General features: G+C 51.0%; 12 protein-coding genes and 1 pseudogene. 7 read left to right on the forward strand and 6 right to left on the reverse strand.

Features of this window, described 5'->3' with window-relative positions; translation table 11 throughout:
* Window positions 1–8: 8 nt before the first annotated feature.
* Entirely contained in the window at window positions 9–1,316 is a 1,308-nt protein-coding gene (gltA, locus tag EP25_RS0120345; RefSeq protein ID WP_031435554.1) for a citrate synthase, read from the forward strand.
* 150 nt (window positions 1,317–1,466) lie between these two features.
* Here the strand turns inward: gltA and EP25_RS0120350 are convergent, their stop codons facing one another.
* Both EP25_RS0120350 and EP25_RS0120360 read right to left on the reverse strand, forming a co-directional pair.
* Window positions 1,467–3,614 carry an FAD-dependent oxidoreductase gene (locus EP25_RS0120350; protein ID WP_031435555.1) on the reverse strand — a complete coding sequence of 716 codons (2,148 nt, stop codon included), beginning with the start codon at window positions 3,612–3,614 and terminating at the stop codon, window positions 1,467–1,469.
* 743 nt (window positions 3,615–4,357) lie between these two features.
* Window positions 4,358–4,939, reverse strand: a complete 582-nt coding sequence (locus EP25_RS0120360; RefSeq protein ID WP_051906941.1) for a hypothetical protein — start codon at window positions 4,937–4,939, stop codon at window positions 4,358–4,360.
* A gap of 546 nt (window positions 4,940–5,485) precedes the next feature.
* Between EP25_RS0120360 and EP25_RS0120365 the strand changes: the two genes are divergently transcribed.
* Window positions 5,486–5,902 carry a hypothetical protein gene (locus EP25_RS0120365; protein ID WP_051906942.1) on the forward strand — a complete coding sequence of 139 codons (417 nt, stop codon included), beginning with the start codon at window positions 5,486–5,488 and terminating at the stop codon, window positions 5,900–5,902.
* Window positions 5,903–6,199: 297 nt separating this feature from the next.
* Here the strand turns inward: EP25_RS0120365 and EP25_RS0120370 are convergent, their stop codons facing one another.
* Both EP25_RS0120370 and EP25_RS0120375 read right to left on the reverse strand, forming a co-directional pair.
* Complete coding sequence (locus tag EP25_RS0120370; RefSeq protein ID WP_031435558.1) at window positions 6,200–7,186, reverse strand: 2Fe-2S iron-sulfur cluster-binding protein; 987 nt, start codon at window positions 7,184–7,186, stop codon at window positions 6,200–6,202.
* A 65-nt stretch (window positions 7,187–7,251) separates the two neighbouring features.
* The gene (locus tag EP25_RS0120375) at window positions 7,252–7,620 is read right to left on the reverse strand and encodes a group I truncated hemoglobin (protein ID WP_031435559.1); all 369 of its coding nucleotides are present in this window, start codon (window positions 7,618–7,620) and stop codon (window positions 7,252–7,254) included.
* 204 nt (window positions 7,621–7,824) lie between these two features.
* Between EP25_RS0120375 and EP25_RS0120380 the strand changes: the two genes are divergently transcribed.
* On the forward strand, window positions 7,825–8,448 hold the full coding sequence (locus EP25_RS0120380) for a helix-turn-helix transcriptional regulator (RefSeq protein ID WP_031435560.1): 624 nt from the start codon (window positions 7,825–7,827) through the stop codon (window positions 8,446–8,448).
* 279 nt (window positions 8,449–8,727) lie between these two features.
* Window positions 8,728–9,318 (forward strand): LOG family protein, encoded by a 591-nt coding sequence (locus EP25_RS0120385; protein ID WP_031435561.1) that lies wholly within the window; start codon window positions 8,728–8,730, stop codon window positions 9,316–9,318.
* A 96-nt stretch (window positions 9,319–9,414) separates the two neighbouring features.
* Here the strand turns inward: EP25_RS0120385 and EP25_RS0120390 are convergent, their stop codons facing one another.
* Both EP25_RS0120390 and EP25_RS22700 read right to left on the reverse strand, forming a co-directional pair.
* Entirely contained in the window at window positions 9,415–10,422 is a 1,008-nt protein-coding gene (locus tag EP25_RS0120390; protein WP_031435562.1) for a response regulator, read from the reverse strand.
* A 2-nt stretch (window positions 10,423–10,424) separates the two neighbouring features.
* Window positions 10,425–14,012 (reverse strand): response regulator, encoded by a 3,588-nt coding sequence (locus tag EP25_RS22700; protein WP_235185965.1) that lies wholly within the window; start codon window positions 14,010–14,012, stop codon window positions 10,425–10,427.
* Window positions 14,013–14,764: 752 nt separating this feature from the next.
* Here EP25_RS22700 and EP25_RS0120405 point away from each other — a divergent pair.
* From EP25_RS0120405 to tnpA, 3 genes and pseudogenes are all read left to right on the forward strand, one after another.
* Window positions 14,765–15,397: an MlaC/ttg2D family ABC transporter substrate-binding protein gene (locus EP25_RS0120405; protein WP_031435565.1), complete on the forward strand. Its 633-nt coding sequence runs from the start codon at window positions 14,765–14,767 to the stop codon at window positions 15,395–15,397.
* A gap of 221 nt (window positions 15,398–15,618) precedes the next feature.
* Window positions 15,619–16,035 carry a hypothetical protein gene (locus tag EP25_RS0120410; protein ID WP_031435566.1) on the forward strand — a complete coding sequence of 139 codons (417 nt, stop codon included), beginning with the start codon at window positions 15,619–15,621 and terminating at the stop codon, window positions 16,033–16,035.
* 56 nt (window positions 16,036–16,091) lie between these two features.
* Window positions 16,092–16,523 (forward strand): annotated as a pseudogene (gene tnpA, locus EP25_RS0120415) (IS200/IS605 family transposase).
* Window positions 16,524–16,599 lie beyond the last annotated feature (76 nt).

Here is a 16,599-nt window from a genome sequence, read left to right on the forward strand (position 1 = left end):
ATCAAGCCATGAACAACAAACGGCATTACACGTTAAACGACGATAATTCCTCAAGTTCCTATTCGCTACCACTGTTATCGGGGTCGCTCGGACCGGATGTCGTCGACATGCGCTCGCTTTATCGGGAAAGCGGACTTTTTGCTTTCGATCCGGGGTTTACCTCGACCGCCAGTTGCGCGTCGAAAATCACCTACATAGACGGCGAGGCCGGCATTCTGCTCTACCGTGGCTATCCGATCGAACAGTTGGCCGAGAGCTGCAGTTTTCTGGAAGTCTGTTATTTATTGCTTTACGGCGATTTACCCAACGAGGACGAACTCGATGGTTTTGTTCATCGCGTGACCTACCATACTTTGCTACACGATCAGCTCAATTATTTTTTAAAGGGCTTTCGCCGCGATGCCCATCCGATGGCGATCATGGTGGGCGTGGTCGGCGCGCTGTCGGCGTTTTATCACGACGCGTTGGACATCAATTCGCAGGAAGACCGCGATTTGTCGGCAATCCGCATCATCGCCAAAATTCCTACTATCATTGCGATGACATATAAGTACAGCATTGGCTTGCCGTTTTTGTTTCCGCGCAACGATCTCGGCTACGTCGAGAACTTCATGCGCATGATGTTCGGCAATCCGTGCGAAGAGTACCGACAGAACCCGGTGTTGGTGCGAGCGCTCGACCGCATCCTGGTCCTGCATGCCGATCACGAACAAAACGCCTCGACCTCGACCGTGCGCCTGGCCGGTTCCAGCGGCGCCAATCCTTACGCCTGTTTGACTTCCGGCATCGCCTGCTTGTGGGGGCCGGCGCACGGCGGCGCCAATGAAGCGGTCTTGAACATGCTGCAGGAAATCGGTGACAGCTCGAATATCGGCCAATATATCGAAAAGGCCAAGGACAAAAACGATCCATTCCGTTTGATGGGATTCGGTCATCGGGTTTATAAAAATTACGATCCTCGCGCCAAACTGATCCGGCAAACCTGTCATGAAGTGCTCGATGAACTGGGGCTAAAAGATGACCCCTTGTTCAAGCTGGCCATGGAACTGGAGCGTATTGCGCTCGAAGACGATTATTTCATCGATAAAAAGCTTTATCCGAATGTCGATTTCTATTCCGGCATCGTGCTCAAGGCGCTGGGCGTCCCCAGTAATATGTTTACGGCGATGTTCGCCATGGGGCGCAGCGTCGGCTGGATCGCCCATTGGGACGAAATGATCGCCGATCCGGAGCAAAAAATCGGCCGGCCACGGCAGCTCTATACCGGAGAGCCCCGGCGCAATGTCGAGCCGATCGCGGTAAGGAAGCATCACTAAGGCGACACACGCGGCTCTTCTTGTTCAGCGTAATCGAAGAAGGGATAACAATGTTGAGCCAATCATGTCTCCGATTACGTTAATCGGAGCGGATCTGATTTTTGCTTTCAACCATTAATCGGTCTTTTCCAGTGGAATACACGGTCGAATTTATCTTCTACGCCAGCGGTGATAACGCGCGACCCAGCGCAGCAAACCTTCCGGCGCATGCGCTTTCTTCCAGACGCCGGCCGCGTATTTGTTAGCCTCGGCCAGGGTCGGGTAGATATGGATCGTGCTCAGCACCTTATTCAAACCGATGCCGTGTTTCATCGCCAGCACGAATTCGGCGATCAGATCGCCGGCATGTTCGCCGACGATGGTAACGCCGATAATTTGGTCTTTACCCGGCTTCGTTAGAATCTTGACGAAACCATGCGCCTCGCCGTCGGCGATGGCCCGGTCCAGGTCGTCGATGCCATAGGTTACGGCTTCATAGGCGACGCCTTGTTGCCGGGCGTCCTGTTCATTGAGACCGACCCGGGCGGCTTCGGGGTCGGTGAAGGTCGACCACGGAATGACCGAATAGTCGGTGCGGAATTTCTTGAATCCGCCGAACAGGGCGTTCACCGCCGCGTACCAGGCTTGATGAGCGGCGGTATGGGTGAATTGATAGGGTCCCGCGACATCGCCGACCGCGTAAATGTTTGGGTAATTGGTGCATTGAAACGGATCGGTGGCGATAGTGTTGCGCGGCGATAGTTTAATGCCGAGTTCCTCGATGCCGTAACCGGTAACGTTGGCGGCGCGGCCGATCGCGACCAGTACTTGGTCGAACGGGATTTTGACCGTTTGCCCCTCGTGTTCGGCGAACAGGATATTCTCGCCGTTTTCGACGGCAAATTCCCTGGCCGTGTGGCCGACCCGCATGTCGACGCCTTCTTGTTTAAAGCGCTGCATGACCGTCTCGGACACTTCCGGGTCTTCGCGTGCCAGGATGCGTTCTGCCATTTCCACCTGGGTGACCCGGCTGCCCAGGCGGGCGAAACATTGCGTCAATTCGCAGCCGATCGGCCCGCCGCCAAGCACCAATAGCCGCTTCGGCAGCGCTCGCAAATTCCAGATAGTGTCCGAAGTGAGATAGTCGATCTTGTCCAGGCCCGGGATCGGCGGCACGAACGGACGGGCGCCGGCGGCAATGACGATGGCGCGGGTAGTCAGCTTTTTCACGCCCTCAGCCGTGGTCACCTGGACTTCCCACGGAGTAAGGATTTTGGCCTCGCCGGTCACGACCTCGACGCCGAGCCCGCGATAACGTTCGATCGAATCGTGCGGCTCGATGGTTTTGATCACCAGCTTCACCCGTTCCATGACGGCGGCGAAATCGACATCGGCCTGGGCCTGCTTGATGCCGAATTCTTCGTGGCGCTTGAGATGCGACAGCCATTTGGCCGAACGGATCAGCGCCTTGGACGGTACACAGCCGGTGTTCAGGCAGTCGCCGCCCATCTTGTGCTTCTCGATCAGCGTGACCTTGGCTTTGACCGCCGCCGCGATATAGGCCGTAACGAGGCCACCGGAACCGGCACCAATGACGATCAGATTATTGTCGAACTGCCTGGGTTTTGGCCAATGTCGGTAGACCCTCAGTCGCCGTATCGCTTCTACCATTTTTTTTGCGATTAACGGAAACAACCCCAACAGCACGAACGCGCCCAACACCGCCGGCGACAGGATACCGGACAGCGAATCGATCCGTGCCAGTTGCGTGCCGGCATTGACGTAAACGACGGTGCCGGCCAGCATGCCGACCTGGCTGACCCAATAAAAGGTCCAAGTTCGAAGCGCCGTCAATCCCATCGCCAGATTGATCGCGAAAAACGGAAACAGCGGCACCAGCCGTAACGTGAACAGATAAAAGGCGCCGTCGCGAGCGATGCCTTCGTCGATGGTCTGCAGGCGTTTCTCGAAACGGGCCTTGACCGCATCGCGAAACACGAAGCGCGCGGCGAGAAAGGCCAGCGTCGCGCCTATAGTGGAAGCGAAGGAAACGATCAGGCTGCCCCAGAGCAGGCCGAATATGGCGCCGCCCGCCAGGGTCAAAACCGTCGCGCCGGGTAGCGATAGGCCGGTAACGGCGATATAAACCAAGGCATAGACCGTGATGGCCAGGGCCGGATGCGCGCTTCGGTAGGCTTCGATGTCGGCCTGCTTGGTCTTTAACGTTTCCAGGGTCAGATACTGGTGCAGATCGAACGCAATAAACGCCGCGACAGCAACCGCGATTAACAATAACAACAGCCATTTCGATAACTTCATGGAGCACGCTCTATCGCTAGGAGTGCCGTGTGGTTGTCAGTGCTTGGCCGGGGCCGGATCTCTTTACCAGGATGATTTCCGCACATGCTATTCGCTCTTTTTAAATTGATCGGCGATGTTTGTTGGTCGAATAAATGGTCGATTACTTACAAGCGACCGTGGTCTTCCATTATCGATTCGTCGCTACATCGTGTTGGTGCTGCACGAACTAACTCGGCCAGCGCTGGCAAGCCGGACTGGACCTGCGGGTTCAGGAGATTCTATCTTTAAAGCCTTCATGGATTAACAGCGTCTCTGACAGGCATTTCTGTGCCGAAATTTTAAATAAGATTAGCCTAATGCGGTAAAGTGCAATGCCAGGGCGCAAAAATGGTCGCCCGTATCGAACCTTATGCCGTTGTGGCTAGAAGTGAGCGAGGCGGGATTTCATTTTTGCCCGTGAGATTTTGCGCGCAACCGAGATCCTTTTGTGACATCGGGCTTCGCAGGCTTGTCCGATTCGTTCGAGAATCGTCATGCCGATTTAAAGGGCGTCATTTGAAGTATCGGCCGGAAACCGGGAATGAACAATAAAATGGCTGGGTTCGTAACTTATGATGCAAGCGGATTATTATGGCCGCAGCCAATTGAAAACCGAAAAACTTAGAAGCGCCTTTGCCGATAAAGCCCGGCCGCACTGGATGCGAGGATACCGTCGCTTTTGCCGTTTCGTGGAAAAGGATCGGTAGATTTTCAAACCGGATCTAACTGCGTTTGCGGCGAAATGCTTTCAAACTTGCGAGTGCAATAGCGAGAAGGGGAAGGCCTCCGGGTGCCGGCACTGGCGCTTGGGTATTGAAATTGCTAATGGTCGTTGAAGCTGAGCCAAAGAGGCTGTCTAACGATTGCATGCGGAATCCGATCAGATCACCGGCCTGGACGTCGAATTCAAAATGCCCTGTTTGATTCACGGCGTTAGAACCTGATAACACTAAATATTCATCGCCGTTATGCAACAGAAAAAATGGGTCCCATTGAGCAGACCCATCACTATCATTAGTTGCGTAAGTCCAATCGAAAGAGATTGTGCTTGTAGCTTGGGCGGTTATGCTAAAGTCGATATTCGACAAGAACCCGGGGTAACTTATTCCATTGTTTCCGCTGATCAGGGTAATGGAATTCGGTGCGTCGCTGAGATCGATCGATGCATCCGAACCGAACGGATCGATATTGGTGGTCCAGTTTCCGACATCATAATAATCCACGAAACTGGCTTGAACCACTCCTGTAGCTCCGATCACATAGAGAGCCAGAAGAATCTGAAAAATAACCTGTATTGTCTGCATTGCGATCTCCTTAACTGTATGTGATATAAATGCAATTACCAAGCCATTTGTTAATTTATGTTGCTTAATCAATACTTAGGTTTCGCGAATCTGGTTTGTGCTTAAATGTTTGTAAAAAAAACTGACAGAATTTTGTGGTTAGACCAGGATTGCGCACAACGTTTTAAAGTTTAGTAGATTATAAGAATTGTGTTTCCACGCACAGAAATTCCCATGCGAGGAATAATGAATCCATGTGTCAACAAAGTTATACAATTCGACTAACATTTATTAGATACGAAATTGAAAATACAATATGATTGGCTTATAAAAGAAATATTGTGGTATTTCCCTTACGCATCTAAGTATAGGAAAAATTAGTAATCAGGTTAATAACCACTGGCCTTGAAACGAGGTAGGTTGTTGGCCAGAGCGATTAACTCTACGGTGCAGGCAAGACCACCAATATATAGATGGCAGAGTGTTCTCCCAGTGTCAGCACTACTGCCAGAATTTTAAATTGGAACAATCTATCTCATCTGAAAGTTTTATATTGGAGGCAAGGCCATGAAATATGTTATCGTCCTAGGATTAGCAGCATCTATCGCCGTGTCTGGGGAAGCTTTTGCGGTTTGCGATGCAGCGACTCAGCTAGACTTAAGTATAGACAATATCTTAGTTGATAAAACCGTTTGCGCCGAAAAGGCCAATGGCGATCAATGGCAAGAATATCACGAACCCGGAGGAGATCTGATCGATTACAAGAAAGGCCCGAACGATCCGGTCGATCCGACTACATCGGTCGGTACCTGGCGTTTATCTAATCGCGCCGGAGGTATTTGCTACTCCTATGGCGGCGGTAATTTTAACTACTGCTATTCCGTGCATGATATCGGCAACGGAAACTATGAATTTTGTAATAACAACGGTTTGGATGTTACGGCAAAACTTGTTCCGGGTAATGGCGGATGCGGTTTTAATTAAACGATGATCGATTACAAGTGTCATAATAAACTCTCACACTAAATACGCTTAAAACGTTCTATTTTTACCGTGAATTTCGGTCGGGACGGTAAAAAAGTCGTTTTTGGGGCGCTGAATAAATCTATTCTAGGTTTCTCAGTGCCATAAAGGGAATGTGATTTGCCTTGGTCTTAGTAAATGCTGATTAGATTGGTACTTCGCATAGCTAGCACCTGCGGTGATGACTTAGTGTCGAGGCAAAAAGGTCGGAATGAAATCCTGCTAGGCGGGCGGTTCGATCATCTCGGAGAGCCGGTATTAGTCCACTGAACTGGAAGCGACATGGAAGGCGTCGGCATAGATGTCGGACAGCGAAGCCCCGGCCATAAAAGCCTGACGCTTGCTGGCCGCCACCATGTCGGGATGACCGCATAAATACACGCGCCAGCCCTTCAACGCCGTTAAGTCCTTAAATGCGACCTCATGCGCGCGGCCGCGGGCCTTGTCGGGGTTCGGCTCGCCTCGCGAAATACAAGGCGTGTAATGAAAGTTGGCGTAGCGTTGTTGTAGCGAACGCATTTCCTCGACCCAATACAGACCGTTTAAATCGCTGCTGCCGTGATACAAATGAATGTCGCCCCGATGGCCGTCATGCAGCGCCTCGCTGATGATGCCGGCCAGCGGCGCCAGCCCGCTGCCGGTGCCGATCAGCAGCAGGTTTTGCTCGGGTTGTCCCGGTTGGTAATAACAAAGTCCTTGCGGTTCGGAAACCGCCAGGCGGTCGCCGACTTGCAATTCCTGGTGGGCCCATTCGCTGAACTGTCCTCCCGACAATCGTCTGACATGAAAACTTAACTGACGTCCATGCATGCGGTGATTGGCGATCGAATAGCTGCGGGTCAGGCCGTCTTCGCGTTTCAGGTTGACAAATTGTCCGGCGTAATAATCCAACCCCTCGTCGGTTTCGATGACCAATTGCATGATTTCCGGATTGAGCATCTGCTTCGCTTTCACGGTGGCGTAAGTCACATAGTCGCGATGATGGCTGTAGGCGATTTCCATGTCTTGCTGCGGATAACACAAGCAGGCGAGGAAATAGTTTTGTCGTTTCAAGCCTTCTTTCAAGCCGTGTTGCGCCTCGGCGGGCGGCTTGCCCTTCAAACTCCTCAGCATGCAGCTTTGGCAGGCCCCTTGTCGGCAGCCGTGGCTGATTTCGATATTTTCCCGCAACAAGGAATCCAATAAGGGCTCGTCGGGTTGGCATAGGACGGTTTGTTCGTCCAGTTTGATTTTTCTGACAGTCATGATCGATTCTGCATCCTGGGTACGCCTTAACAATCACCCTGGTAATTATTAAGGCGCGATAGTGGTTAGCGGCCTAATACGTCTTCGCGCGTGCTTTCGGCAATCGCGGCAACCTGACCGATCAAGTCTTGCGGCAGGTTCAACTCTTCCAGGGTGCCACTCAAATGTTCCATGACGGCATCGAAATGGCTGTCGTCCAGACCTTTCTTGACCAGTTTGGCGTGAGCCTGGCGCATATCGGCGCCGGTGTAATTATTGGGGCCGCCGAAGGCCATGGTCAGAAAAGCTTTCTGCTTGGCGGCTTGTTCTTCCATGTCGACGTTATCGAAGAAGCGGTTGATGCGATAGTCGTTCAATACGCGGCGATAAAAAATATCGACCGCCGCATTGACGGCTGCTTCGCCGCCCAGTTGTTCATAAAGTGATTCGGTCATTATCTACCCCTGTTGTTGCTAGTGAAAAAAGCATCTATAAAATGCGAGACTAGTATAGAATCGATACGTAACTTATGCAATAATTATATTATAAAAGTTTATAATAATTTCCTTCTATTCGCTCATAAAGACTAAAATAAGCCGTTAGTTATACTTTATGTACGCTATATATTGACTCCGGTAAACGTTAGGGAAAAACCATCAATGCATAATCAACTTCCATCCAGGCAGGAACAAATCCTTACTTTGCTGTTAAGCACCAAGAGCGGTTTAAGCATTGACGCGATGGCCGAAAAGTTGGCGATTTCGCGCAATGCCGTTCAACAGCATTTATCCGGCTTGGAAAGTCAGTCCTTGATTCAGGCGACTTATTTGAACAGCACCGGAGGCCGTCCGGCGCGTAATTACGTCCTGACCGAAAAAGGTATCAATCATTTCACCAAGCAATACTCTTGGTTTTGCAACTTAGTCCTGGAAGAAATGAAACACGAAATGGGGTCCGAAGCCTTTTCGGCTTTCATGCAGCGCCTAGGGCGTAAGATAGCCGCCAGTCTGGAAGGGCAGTTTTTCGGCCAGAATGCGAATGAGAAGGCGCAAACGTTGACGGCGATAATGCATAAACTAGGGTATCAGGCCGATATCGAACAACAGGGCGATACCGTCACGATTTCCGCAATCAATTGCGTTTTTCACGATTTGGCTCAACAGCACACGGAATTATGCGAATTCGATCGCGCGTTGATCGGACATTTACTGGACAACCCGGTGGAACAGGTCGAGTGCATGGCGAAAGACGGTTGTTCCTGCCGATTCGTTACCAAGACCTAGTTTTGGATTAGTTTGCATTTGCGGTGAGCGTGCGATGAAAGTAAGCTATTTGGTTATCCCGACGTGGACGTAAGGGTTCAGGGCCGTATTGTCCGATGCTTTTTTGTTTTCATTTTCCCAAGCTCAAATGTGTTCGTTATGCGCGACCCGAGGTCAGACAATACTTACATTTTTTCAGAGCTTGCGGCTTTGCCGAATTTGAAAAGGTATGAGATGCATACTCACTAAGCTATACAATGCCTTACTTCAATAGCGATGCTTCATGATGGCGGAAAAAACATGAATCAAATAAAAAGTATTTGCGTTTATTGCGGCTCCAGTCCGGGACGGTTGGAAGCTTATGCCTCGGCCGCCCGTGACCTGGCCGAAACCTTGGTCGAAAGAAACATCCAGTTGGTCTACGGCGGCGCCAGCATCGGCGTCATGGGGGCGGTGGCCGATCGAGTGTTGCAGCTCGGAGGCGATGTGGTCGGGGTGATTCCCAAGGCTTTGGCGCATAAGGAAGTGGCGCACGATAGTCTGACCGAACTGCATATTACCCGATCTATGCACGAACGCAAAATGTTGATGGCCGAACTGGCGGATGGCTTCATAGCACTTCCCGGCGGCATAGGCACCCTGGAGGAATTGTTCGAAATCTGGACTTGGGGACAATTGGGTTTTCACCATAAGCCTTGCGGGGTCCTCAATGTGGAAGGCTATTTCGATTCCTTGGTCCGGTTCATGGACCATGTATTGGCGGAACAGTTCGTTAAACCCCATCAGCGAGCGATGCTGATCGTGGAAACCGAGGCCGGCCGGTTGTTGGACCGTTACAGTGCTTATCGGCCGCCGGAAGTAGCCCATTGGGTAGGCAAGGACGAGACCTAAAGGTCAAACTTGTAAAACCTGCGGTTAGAGAATAGTTTCGCACTTGCCGAACCAAGCAATGGAATCGACTGATTTCGCTCCTTTTTGACCTATTGATCAGGAAAAATTCGTTTCAACCGCCAACTCGCGGGCATCCCATTCCGCCTTGATTTCTTGAATTTTTGGCAGAATGTCCATGAACGCCTCGACCAAACGGGATTCCAAATGGTTGCCGGCGTTTTGAGCCAAGAAATCCAAAATTTTGTCCAGTGGCCAGATATCTTTATAAGGGCGTTTCATGGAAAGGGCATCGAATATGTCGGCGATGGCGACGATGCGGGCCGATTCAGGAATTGCCATGCCCGATAAACCATGCGGGTAACCCGTGCCGTCCCATTTTTCATGGTGATTCAGCGCGATTTCCGCCGCGAGTTGAAAGATCGGGGCGTTGCTCTGTTTGAGGATGCCGTGACCGATACTGGCATGGCTTTTCATGATATGCCACTCGTCAACATCGAGTTTTCCCGGTTTTTTTAATATGGCGTCGGGAATTCCGATTTTGCCGGTATCATGCATAGGCGCGGCCAATTCCAGTAGCTTGCAACTTTCTTCATCCCAACCCACTGCCTCGGCGATGGCACGACCGTAAGCGGCCATTCGCCAGATATGGGCACCGGTGTCGGTATCGTTATAATGCCCGGCCTTGCCTAGCATGTGAATGGCATCGTGATAGCTCTTTTCGAGTTTGTCGGCCCGAACCAGCGACAAGTGGGTTTGCACCCTGGCCTGAACGATGGGGGCCGAAATCGGCTTGGTGATGTAATCGACCGCGCCGACCTCGAAGCCGGCCTGTTCGTCGATTTCTTGTGTCATGCCGGTGACGAATATGATGGGAATACTCTCGGTTTCTCGATCATTCTTGAGTTGGCGGCACACTTCGTAACCGTCCATGTCAGGCATTTGCACATCGAGCAATATCAAGGAAGGGCTATGTTTGTTGACGGCCTGGAGGGTTTCCCGACCGTTGCGGGCAAATACCAGGGAATGATACTGCTTCAGCGCCATGCGCAAAACGCCTAGGTTATAGGGTTCGTCATCGGCGCATAAAATGGGTCCGTTGATCATGATTAGTCGTCCTGCATTTCGATCTTTAAGTGTGTCATAAGGTGTTTGGTTTGTTCCTCGGCGGCGCGAAAGTCGAAGTTATCAATCAGTTCGCGGATAGGGTCCAGCATCGGTTTTGGCAATATTTTCTCCAGGGCAAGCAACGAAGGTTCCGCATCATCGGGATTGTCCTTATCGAGTGCCTGTAATAGTTCCCGCAGCCACTGCCGGGGAGCTTCGCTGTTCGTTACACAGGAAATCTCCGCTTGCTGTAAATGGGAGGTTTCGGTGAGTCGCCGGATTTCAGAAAATGTATCGTCGAGAGCCGACTGTAATCTTTCCAAGCGACTGCCCATTTCTCCTGAGGTGGAAAGAATCCGTTCGATTTCTTCGGCCTGACTCCAAACGGCCATCATTGCCAGGTTGCCGGCCGTTCCTTTTAATTTATGGGTCAAAGCGAGCGCCATATCGAGATTGCCTTGGCTAACCAAGTCGCCGATCTCGAGGCCGTCGCGACCGTGGGTATCGGCAAATTTGCGCAGATATTTGCAATAGGTCGTATTATCTCCCCAGCTGCTCATGGCGCGACGCATATCGATGAGCGGAAGTAAATCGGCAGCGTCTTGATTGGCCGGTATGGGGGCGACTGGCTCCGGTTTGACATCTTGTTGTTGATCGACATACGTTTGCAATCGGCTGATCAGGTCCTCTACATCGAATGGTTTGGCGATAAAGCCGTTCATGCCCGCGGCCATCGCGGCAGCCTGTTGGTTCTTGAAAGCCCCTGCAGTCAAGGCGATGATGGGTAGGGCGGTGAGTCCCAGCGACTGGCGGATCTCGTGGGTTGCGGTATAGCCATCCATCACCGGCATCTGGACATCCATCAATATTACATCGATTAATTGAGGATTTTTCTTTAACCATGCCAAGGCGGATTGGCCGTCGTCCGCCAACTCCACGATGGCGCCTTCCGATTGCAGAATTCGGCTCGCCATGTCGCGGTTGATTTCGCTATCGTCCACCACCAAAATACGCAATCGTTCCAGCCGTCGCCCGTTAGCCGCTGTGAGGGGGCTCTTGGTGGAGGTTTTTCCGGCGAGGTTTTTTCTTGCCTCGGAGAGCGCATTGTATAACGCCGATGCCGTGATCGGTTTGCTTAGAATGGCGCTGGCCAGCCCCGTTCCCGCTTCATTCCTCAATAGATTTCGATCATGGGCCGTGGCCATCACAATGATGGGGGCGTTGGGAATATCGCCTAGAATCGCCTTGATTTTCTGTCCCGCTTCGAGTCCGTCCATGCCCGGCATGCGCCAGTCCAACAGAATTAAGTCGGGAAGTTTATTGTTTTCCGCCCCAACCCTGATGCGTTCGATGGCTTCTTCACCCGAGGAAACCACGTCCGGATTCCAACCCAAGCTACGGACCATGGCAGCCAGCATTTCCCGAGCGACCGGATGATCTTCGGCGATCAGCACGTTCTGGAAAGTCATTTCTGGATGCACATATTCGAGTGGCTCGATCACTTCCACCGGCAGTTCAAACCAAAATTCGCTGCCTTGGCCCAACTCGCTGCTGACGCCTATTCCGCCGCCCATCATTTGTACTAAACGGCGGCAGATAGACAGTCCGAGACCGGTGCCGCCGAATTGTCGTGTCGTCGATGTATCTTCCTGGCTGAATGCACTAAAAATTTCCTCTTGCTTATCCTTGGCGATGCCTCGGCCGGTATCGCTCACGCTGAAACGCAAGACGTTCTTGTCATCGTTTCTCGTAATAGGTGTTACGGTTAATGTCACATTGCCGTGTCGGGTAAATTTGAGCGCATTACTGGTCAGGTTGACCAGAATTTGTTCGAGTCGTAAGGCGTCGCCGCGCAGGAATTCCATACCTTCCGGGGCTGGGCCAATGAGTAATTCGACATTGTCGCTGTACTCGACGACCGACATCAGGGTGGCGACATTATCCAGTACGTCGTTCAGCCGGAAGGGCGTCTGTTCGATTTCCAAACGGCCGGATTCGATTTTGGAAAAATCGAGAATATCGTTGATGATACCTAACAGGGAACGACCGGCGATGCGAATTTTCTTGACCAAATCGTGTTCTTCCGTTTCTAGCTGGGCTTGCTCCAGCAGATAGGCCAAACCCAATATGGCATTCAGCGGGGTGCGTATCTCATGGCTCATGTTGGCCAGGAAATTGCCCTTGATGTTGGCCAGGCGTTCCGCCTCCTGTTGCGCCGCTTGTAGTTCGGCAGTTCGTTCTTCGACGCGTTGTTCCAAGGCGTCATTGATTCGAACCAGTTCGTCCTGTATGCGTTTGCGTTCGGAAATATCGACGATCGTCGCCAGCACGAAGTCTTGATCGTTGTCGCGATAGGGGCTCAAACCAATTTCTATCGGAAACACCTTGCCGTTCTTGTGGGTGCCGTACAGGTCGCGACCGGCGCCCATGGCGCGGGAACTGGGCTGACGTAAATACTGCTGGCGTCGAGCCTGATGTTGTTTCCGCTCTTGTTCGGGCAGCAGTATTTCCACGGGGCGGTTGATGATTTCCGCCAGCGGATAGCCGAACATATTCTCGAAGGCCGGATTGGCCATCACGATTAGGCCATCGCCATTCACCACCAATAGGCCGCTGGTATTGGCTTCGAACAACATTCGAAAACTGGCCTGGGCTTCTTGCAGGCGATGTGCCGCTTCCACTTCGCTGCGTGCCAGTGCCGCAGCCTTTTCCGCCTCGCCGCGAGCGTTCTTCGATTGTACCAGTCGCGCGATGCCGAAACCGAATAACGCCAGCAGGATCAAGGCGCTGGCGATCTTGGCCGGCCACACTTGTTTGGCCAGCGCGGCCAAATCGCTGGCGGGCAAATGGGAGACCTCTTTCCAGCGGATATCATGCCCCAACCAATTATTGCCGACCGGTAAAGGAGAAACGGTATTCCAGGTCCAAAGGCCATCGTGCTGGCGTATTTGTCCGGAATCCAGTTTCGCTATTTGCTTCCACGCCTGCGGATGCCGGCTGCCTAGGGTGTCGTTTCGCTGGAACTTGAATCCCCACTCGTCGCTCGAATCGGGACTCTTGAGCCGGTAACCGTCTTTATTGAGCAGCATTAAACGGTCTGCCGCTGGGCCGGCGCTAGCGACGAAGGCTTGCAGCATGGAACTGGCGGCGATATTGATAATGAGTATGCCGCGGGCGGCACCGGCCGCGTTGAAGAGCCGCGTGGCAACGCGTAACGTCGACTTATAGGGAACCTCGATGCTGCCGTTATCCATATTCAGGTCGAGAGGCGAAATGTAGATTTCACCGCGATTCAGTTTCATGGCATCCTTGAAAAAATAACGGTCGTGTTTGTCTTGCAACTCGTTGCCAGGTACCAGGTATTGTGTTCCCCTTCTGTTATTTACCCTGATCCGTTCGATGCCATGCTGGTCGATCCAGCGCGCCTTGTCGTAACTAGGATTGCGCGACATCAGCGAGATAAAGGCGTTCTCCATCGGTTTGGGATCCGTTTTTGTCAAGGCCTCATACACACCTCGCACCGGTTGTTCATGGTTCAGACTGAGTAGATGACGGATCGGTATGGCTAACGCCTGGTCGAGGCGGCTCATGCCGAGGTCCACATAGCTTCTTCTTCAGCCTTAACCATGGACAATTCCGTCTGAAGGCGTGAGTCGCCTAATAGCCATGTCCTTGCCGCAACTAATATACAGATCGGAAGAAATAACAGCAGAAATTCCTTGATGCTTCCAGGGGCTGTGGCATTGGCGTCGCGAAAAATTCTTTTCGAGTTAATGAAGAACATAATCGGAACCCGTTCACTTATCCTTTTATGAAAACAATGCCAACTGCTTGGTTATAGTTGTTTTGTTAGGGATCGAAGAAGGTGATAAGCGCGTTTGAACACTTAAGCATTAATGGCGAGTTCTAAATGCAGACCTGTGTTTCCTTTTTCTGCTGTTGTGAAAACATGGAAAAAAATAAACACCAAAATTGGAGGCTAATATAATTCGCCGAATTTAATTGTTAAGTGCGTCTCAATTTGTTGAAAACACAATACAAAAAACTCCGGGGATGGCAGTCTGTCCAATTACTGAACAGCAAGATTTCGTAATGGTTGTTTGAAGATCCCGGCTGATTTTTTTTCCCGCAACGTGCAATTAAAGTGTGATTAAGAATTCGCCATTAAATTTGTTTCGATGCACCGGAACTAACGATATAGTTGTAGTCGATCGGCCATTGGCTTTATGAGTAACTGCAGCTTTACTAACAATAAGATATAAAAGAAAAATAAGGCGTGACGAAATGATTCTTTTATTTTGCCTAGGAAAGGGGCAATACTCTATTTATTCTGGAGATAATTATGATTAACAAACCATTGCTGCCGTTGTTTTTTTGGGGACTCATCGTGATGTCTTCCGCGGCTCCGGCGACCGAGGATGTCGCCCAAGCGCGGCAAGTCATCGAAACCAGCTCGGAGCAAATCGAAAAGACGCTGCAACAGCCGGCCTATCAAAATGATTTCGCCAAGGCGACAAAATTCGTCGATGGTATCGTAACCAAATTCGTCGATATGCGTAGGGTATCGCTGCTGGTTTTAGGCAAGAATATCCGTAAATCGACGCCGGAACAAAGGCAGCGTTTTATGCAGGAATTCAAAATACTGTTGGTACGTACCTATACTCGGGCATTTCTTGAATACAAGGAATGGACTCTTACCTTCAAACCCTATAACGATACCAAGGATGATCGTAAGACCATCGTAAAAACCCAAGTCCATCAACCGGGTAAACAGCCTGTCAATATTCATTACCGGATGTTGCTCACTAAGCAAGGCGAATGGAAGGTGTACGATATTATCATCGAAGGCGTCAGTTTAGTGACGAACTATCGTTCGACTTTCAACCAAGAAATCGCCCAAACCGGTTCGCTCGAGGGGGTTATTCAAACACTGGTGGACAAAAATAATAGGGCCAATCCCAAGGAAGAGATTTAGCGTGTCGGGAATGCAGCAATTCCCAATTTGGATAACAGAGAGGGCTTGGGGGTGTTTGGCGAGGATGCCGCCGTCAAGCCCCCAAGGACGGGTTCACGGCGTTCCTCGACAGACACGCCTCAGGCCCTAAACACCGCTAAAATGCTCAAACTGAGAATTGCTGGTCGGGAATGAGCCTTAATAACTGAACGATCTCTTTGTGCCAATGTAGGAAAACAGCCATGCGAAAGCTCGCCAATAACCATTCGTTAAAACTGGGATTGACCGGTTTCAGCTATGGCGATTTATACGATGCCAACCGGTTGCAGGATTTGTTGGCTTTGTTCGATCGCTCGGTAAGGCACCACGACCCCAGTTTATTTTCCGAATACGAGCATTACCGTAGCTGTCAAGGCAATGGGATGGATCCGGTCAATGTTTCCGAATTGCTGGTCAAAATGGCGCCGTTGGTCGGGCAATTCGTAGCCCGGTTGTTCGATGTGGATGAAGACCGTATCAATCAAGTCAAGCACATACGTCAAGAATTCGATACGGTGTTTGTTTATCGTAATGAGGTCGTTGCCAAGCTGGACAAGCACTTTCAACACGAAGATGCCGAAAACTGGGATAGCGCGTTAATTATCCATCATAAGGTTTAAACCACCGGCTTTAGCCGGTCAGCTTTAGCTGCGATAATTTGCCCAAGGAGGTGGCGATGGACTATAGATACGGCAGCCATACGGTTTACCAAATTGAGTATCATTTTGTTTGGGTTACGAAGTATCGTTATAAAGTGCTGAAGGATGAAATAGCCGAACGAGTGAGAGACTTGGTGCGGCAGACATGCGAAGCCTTTGAGATACGGATTATCAAAGGTGTCGTGAGCAAAGATCATGTGCACATTTTGGTGAGTGCGCCGCCGACTATGGCCCCAAGCGAAATCATGAGGCGAATCAAGGGACGAACTTCGAGCTATCTGTTCGAAGAGTTCCCGCACTTGAAAAAGCGATATTGGGGTCGACATTTTTGAGCCCGCGGTTATTTTTGCGCCACAGTGGGGCAAATGACTGATGAGATGATAAAGCAATATTTGGAGCATCACTTTGAACCTAATCCAAACGATAATTTCAAGATGGAGCCCGACTAAGACGCGTCGTTTAGTCGACGCGTATCCGGACTTTCAGTCCGTTATTGGAACCCACCCGCTTGAGCGGGTGGTTGTT

The sequence above is a fragment of the Methylomarinum vadi genome, assembly GCF_000733935.1.
Taxonomy (GTDB): Bacteria; Pseudomonadota; Gammaproteobacteria; order Methylococcales; family Methylomonadaceae; genus Methylomarinum; species Methylomarinum vadi.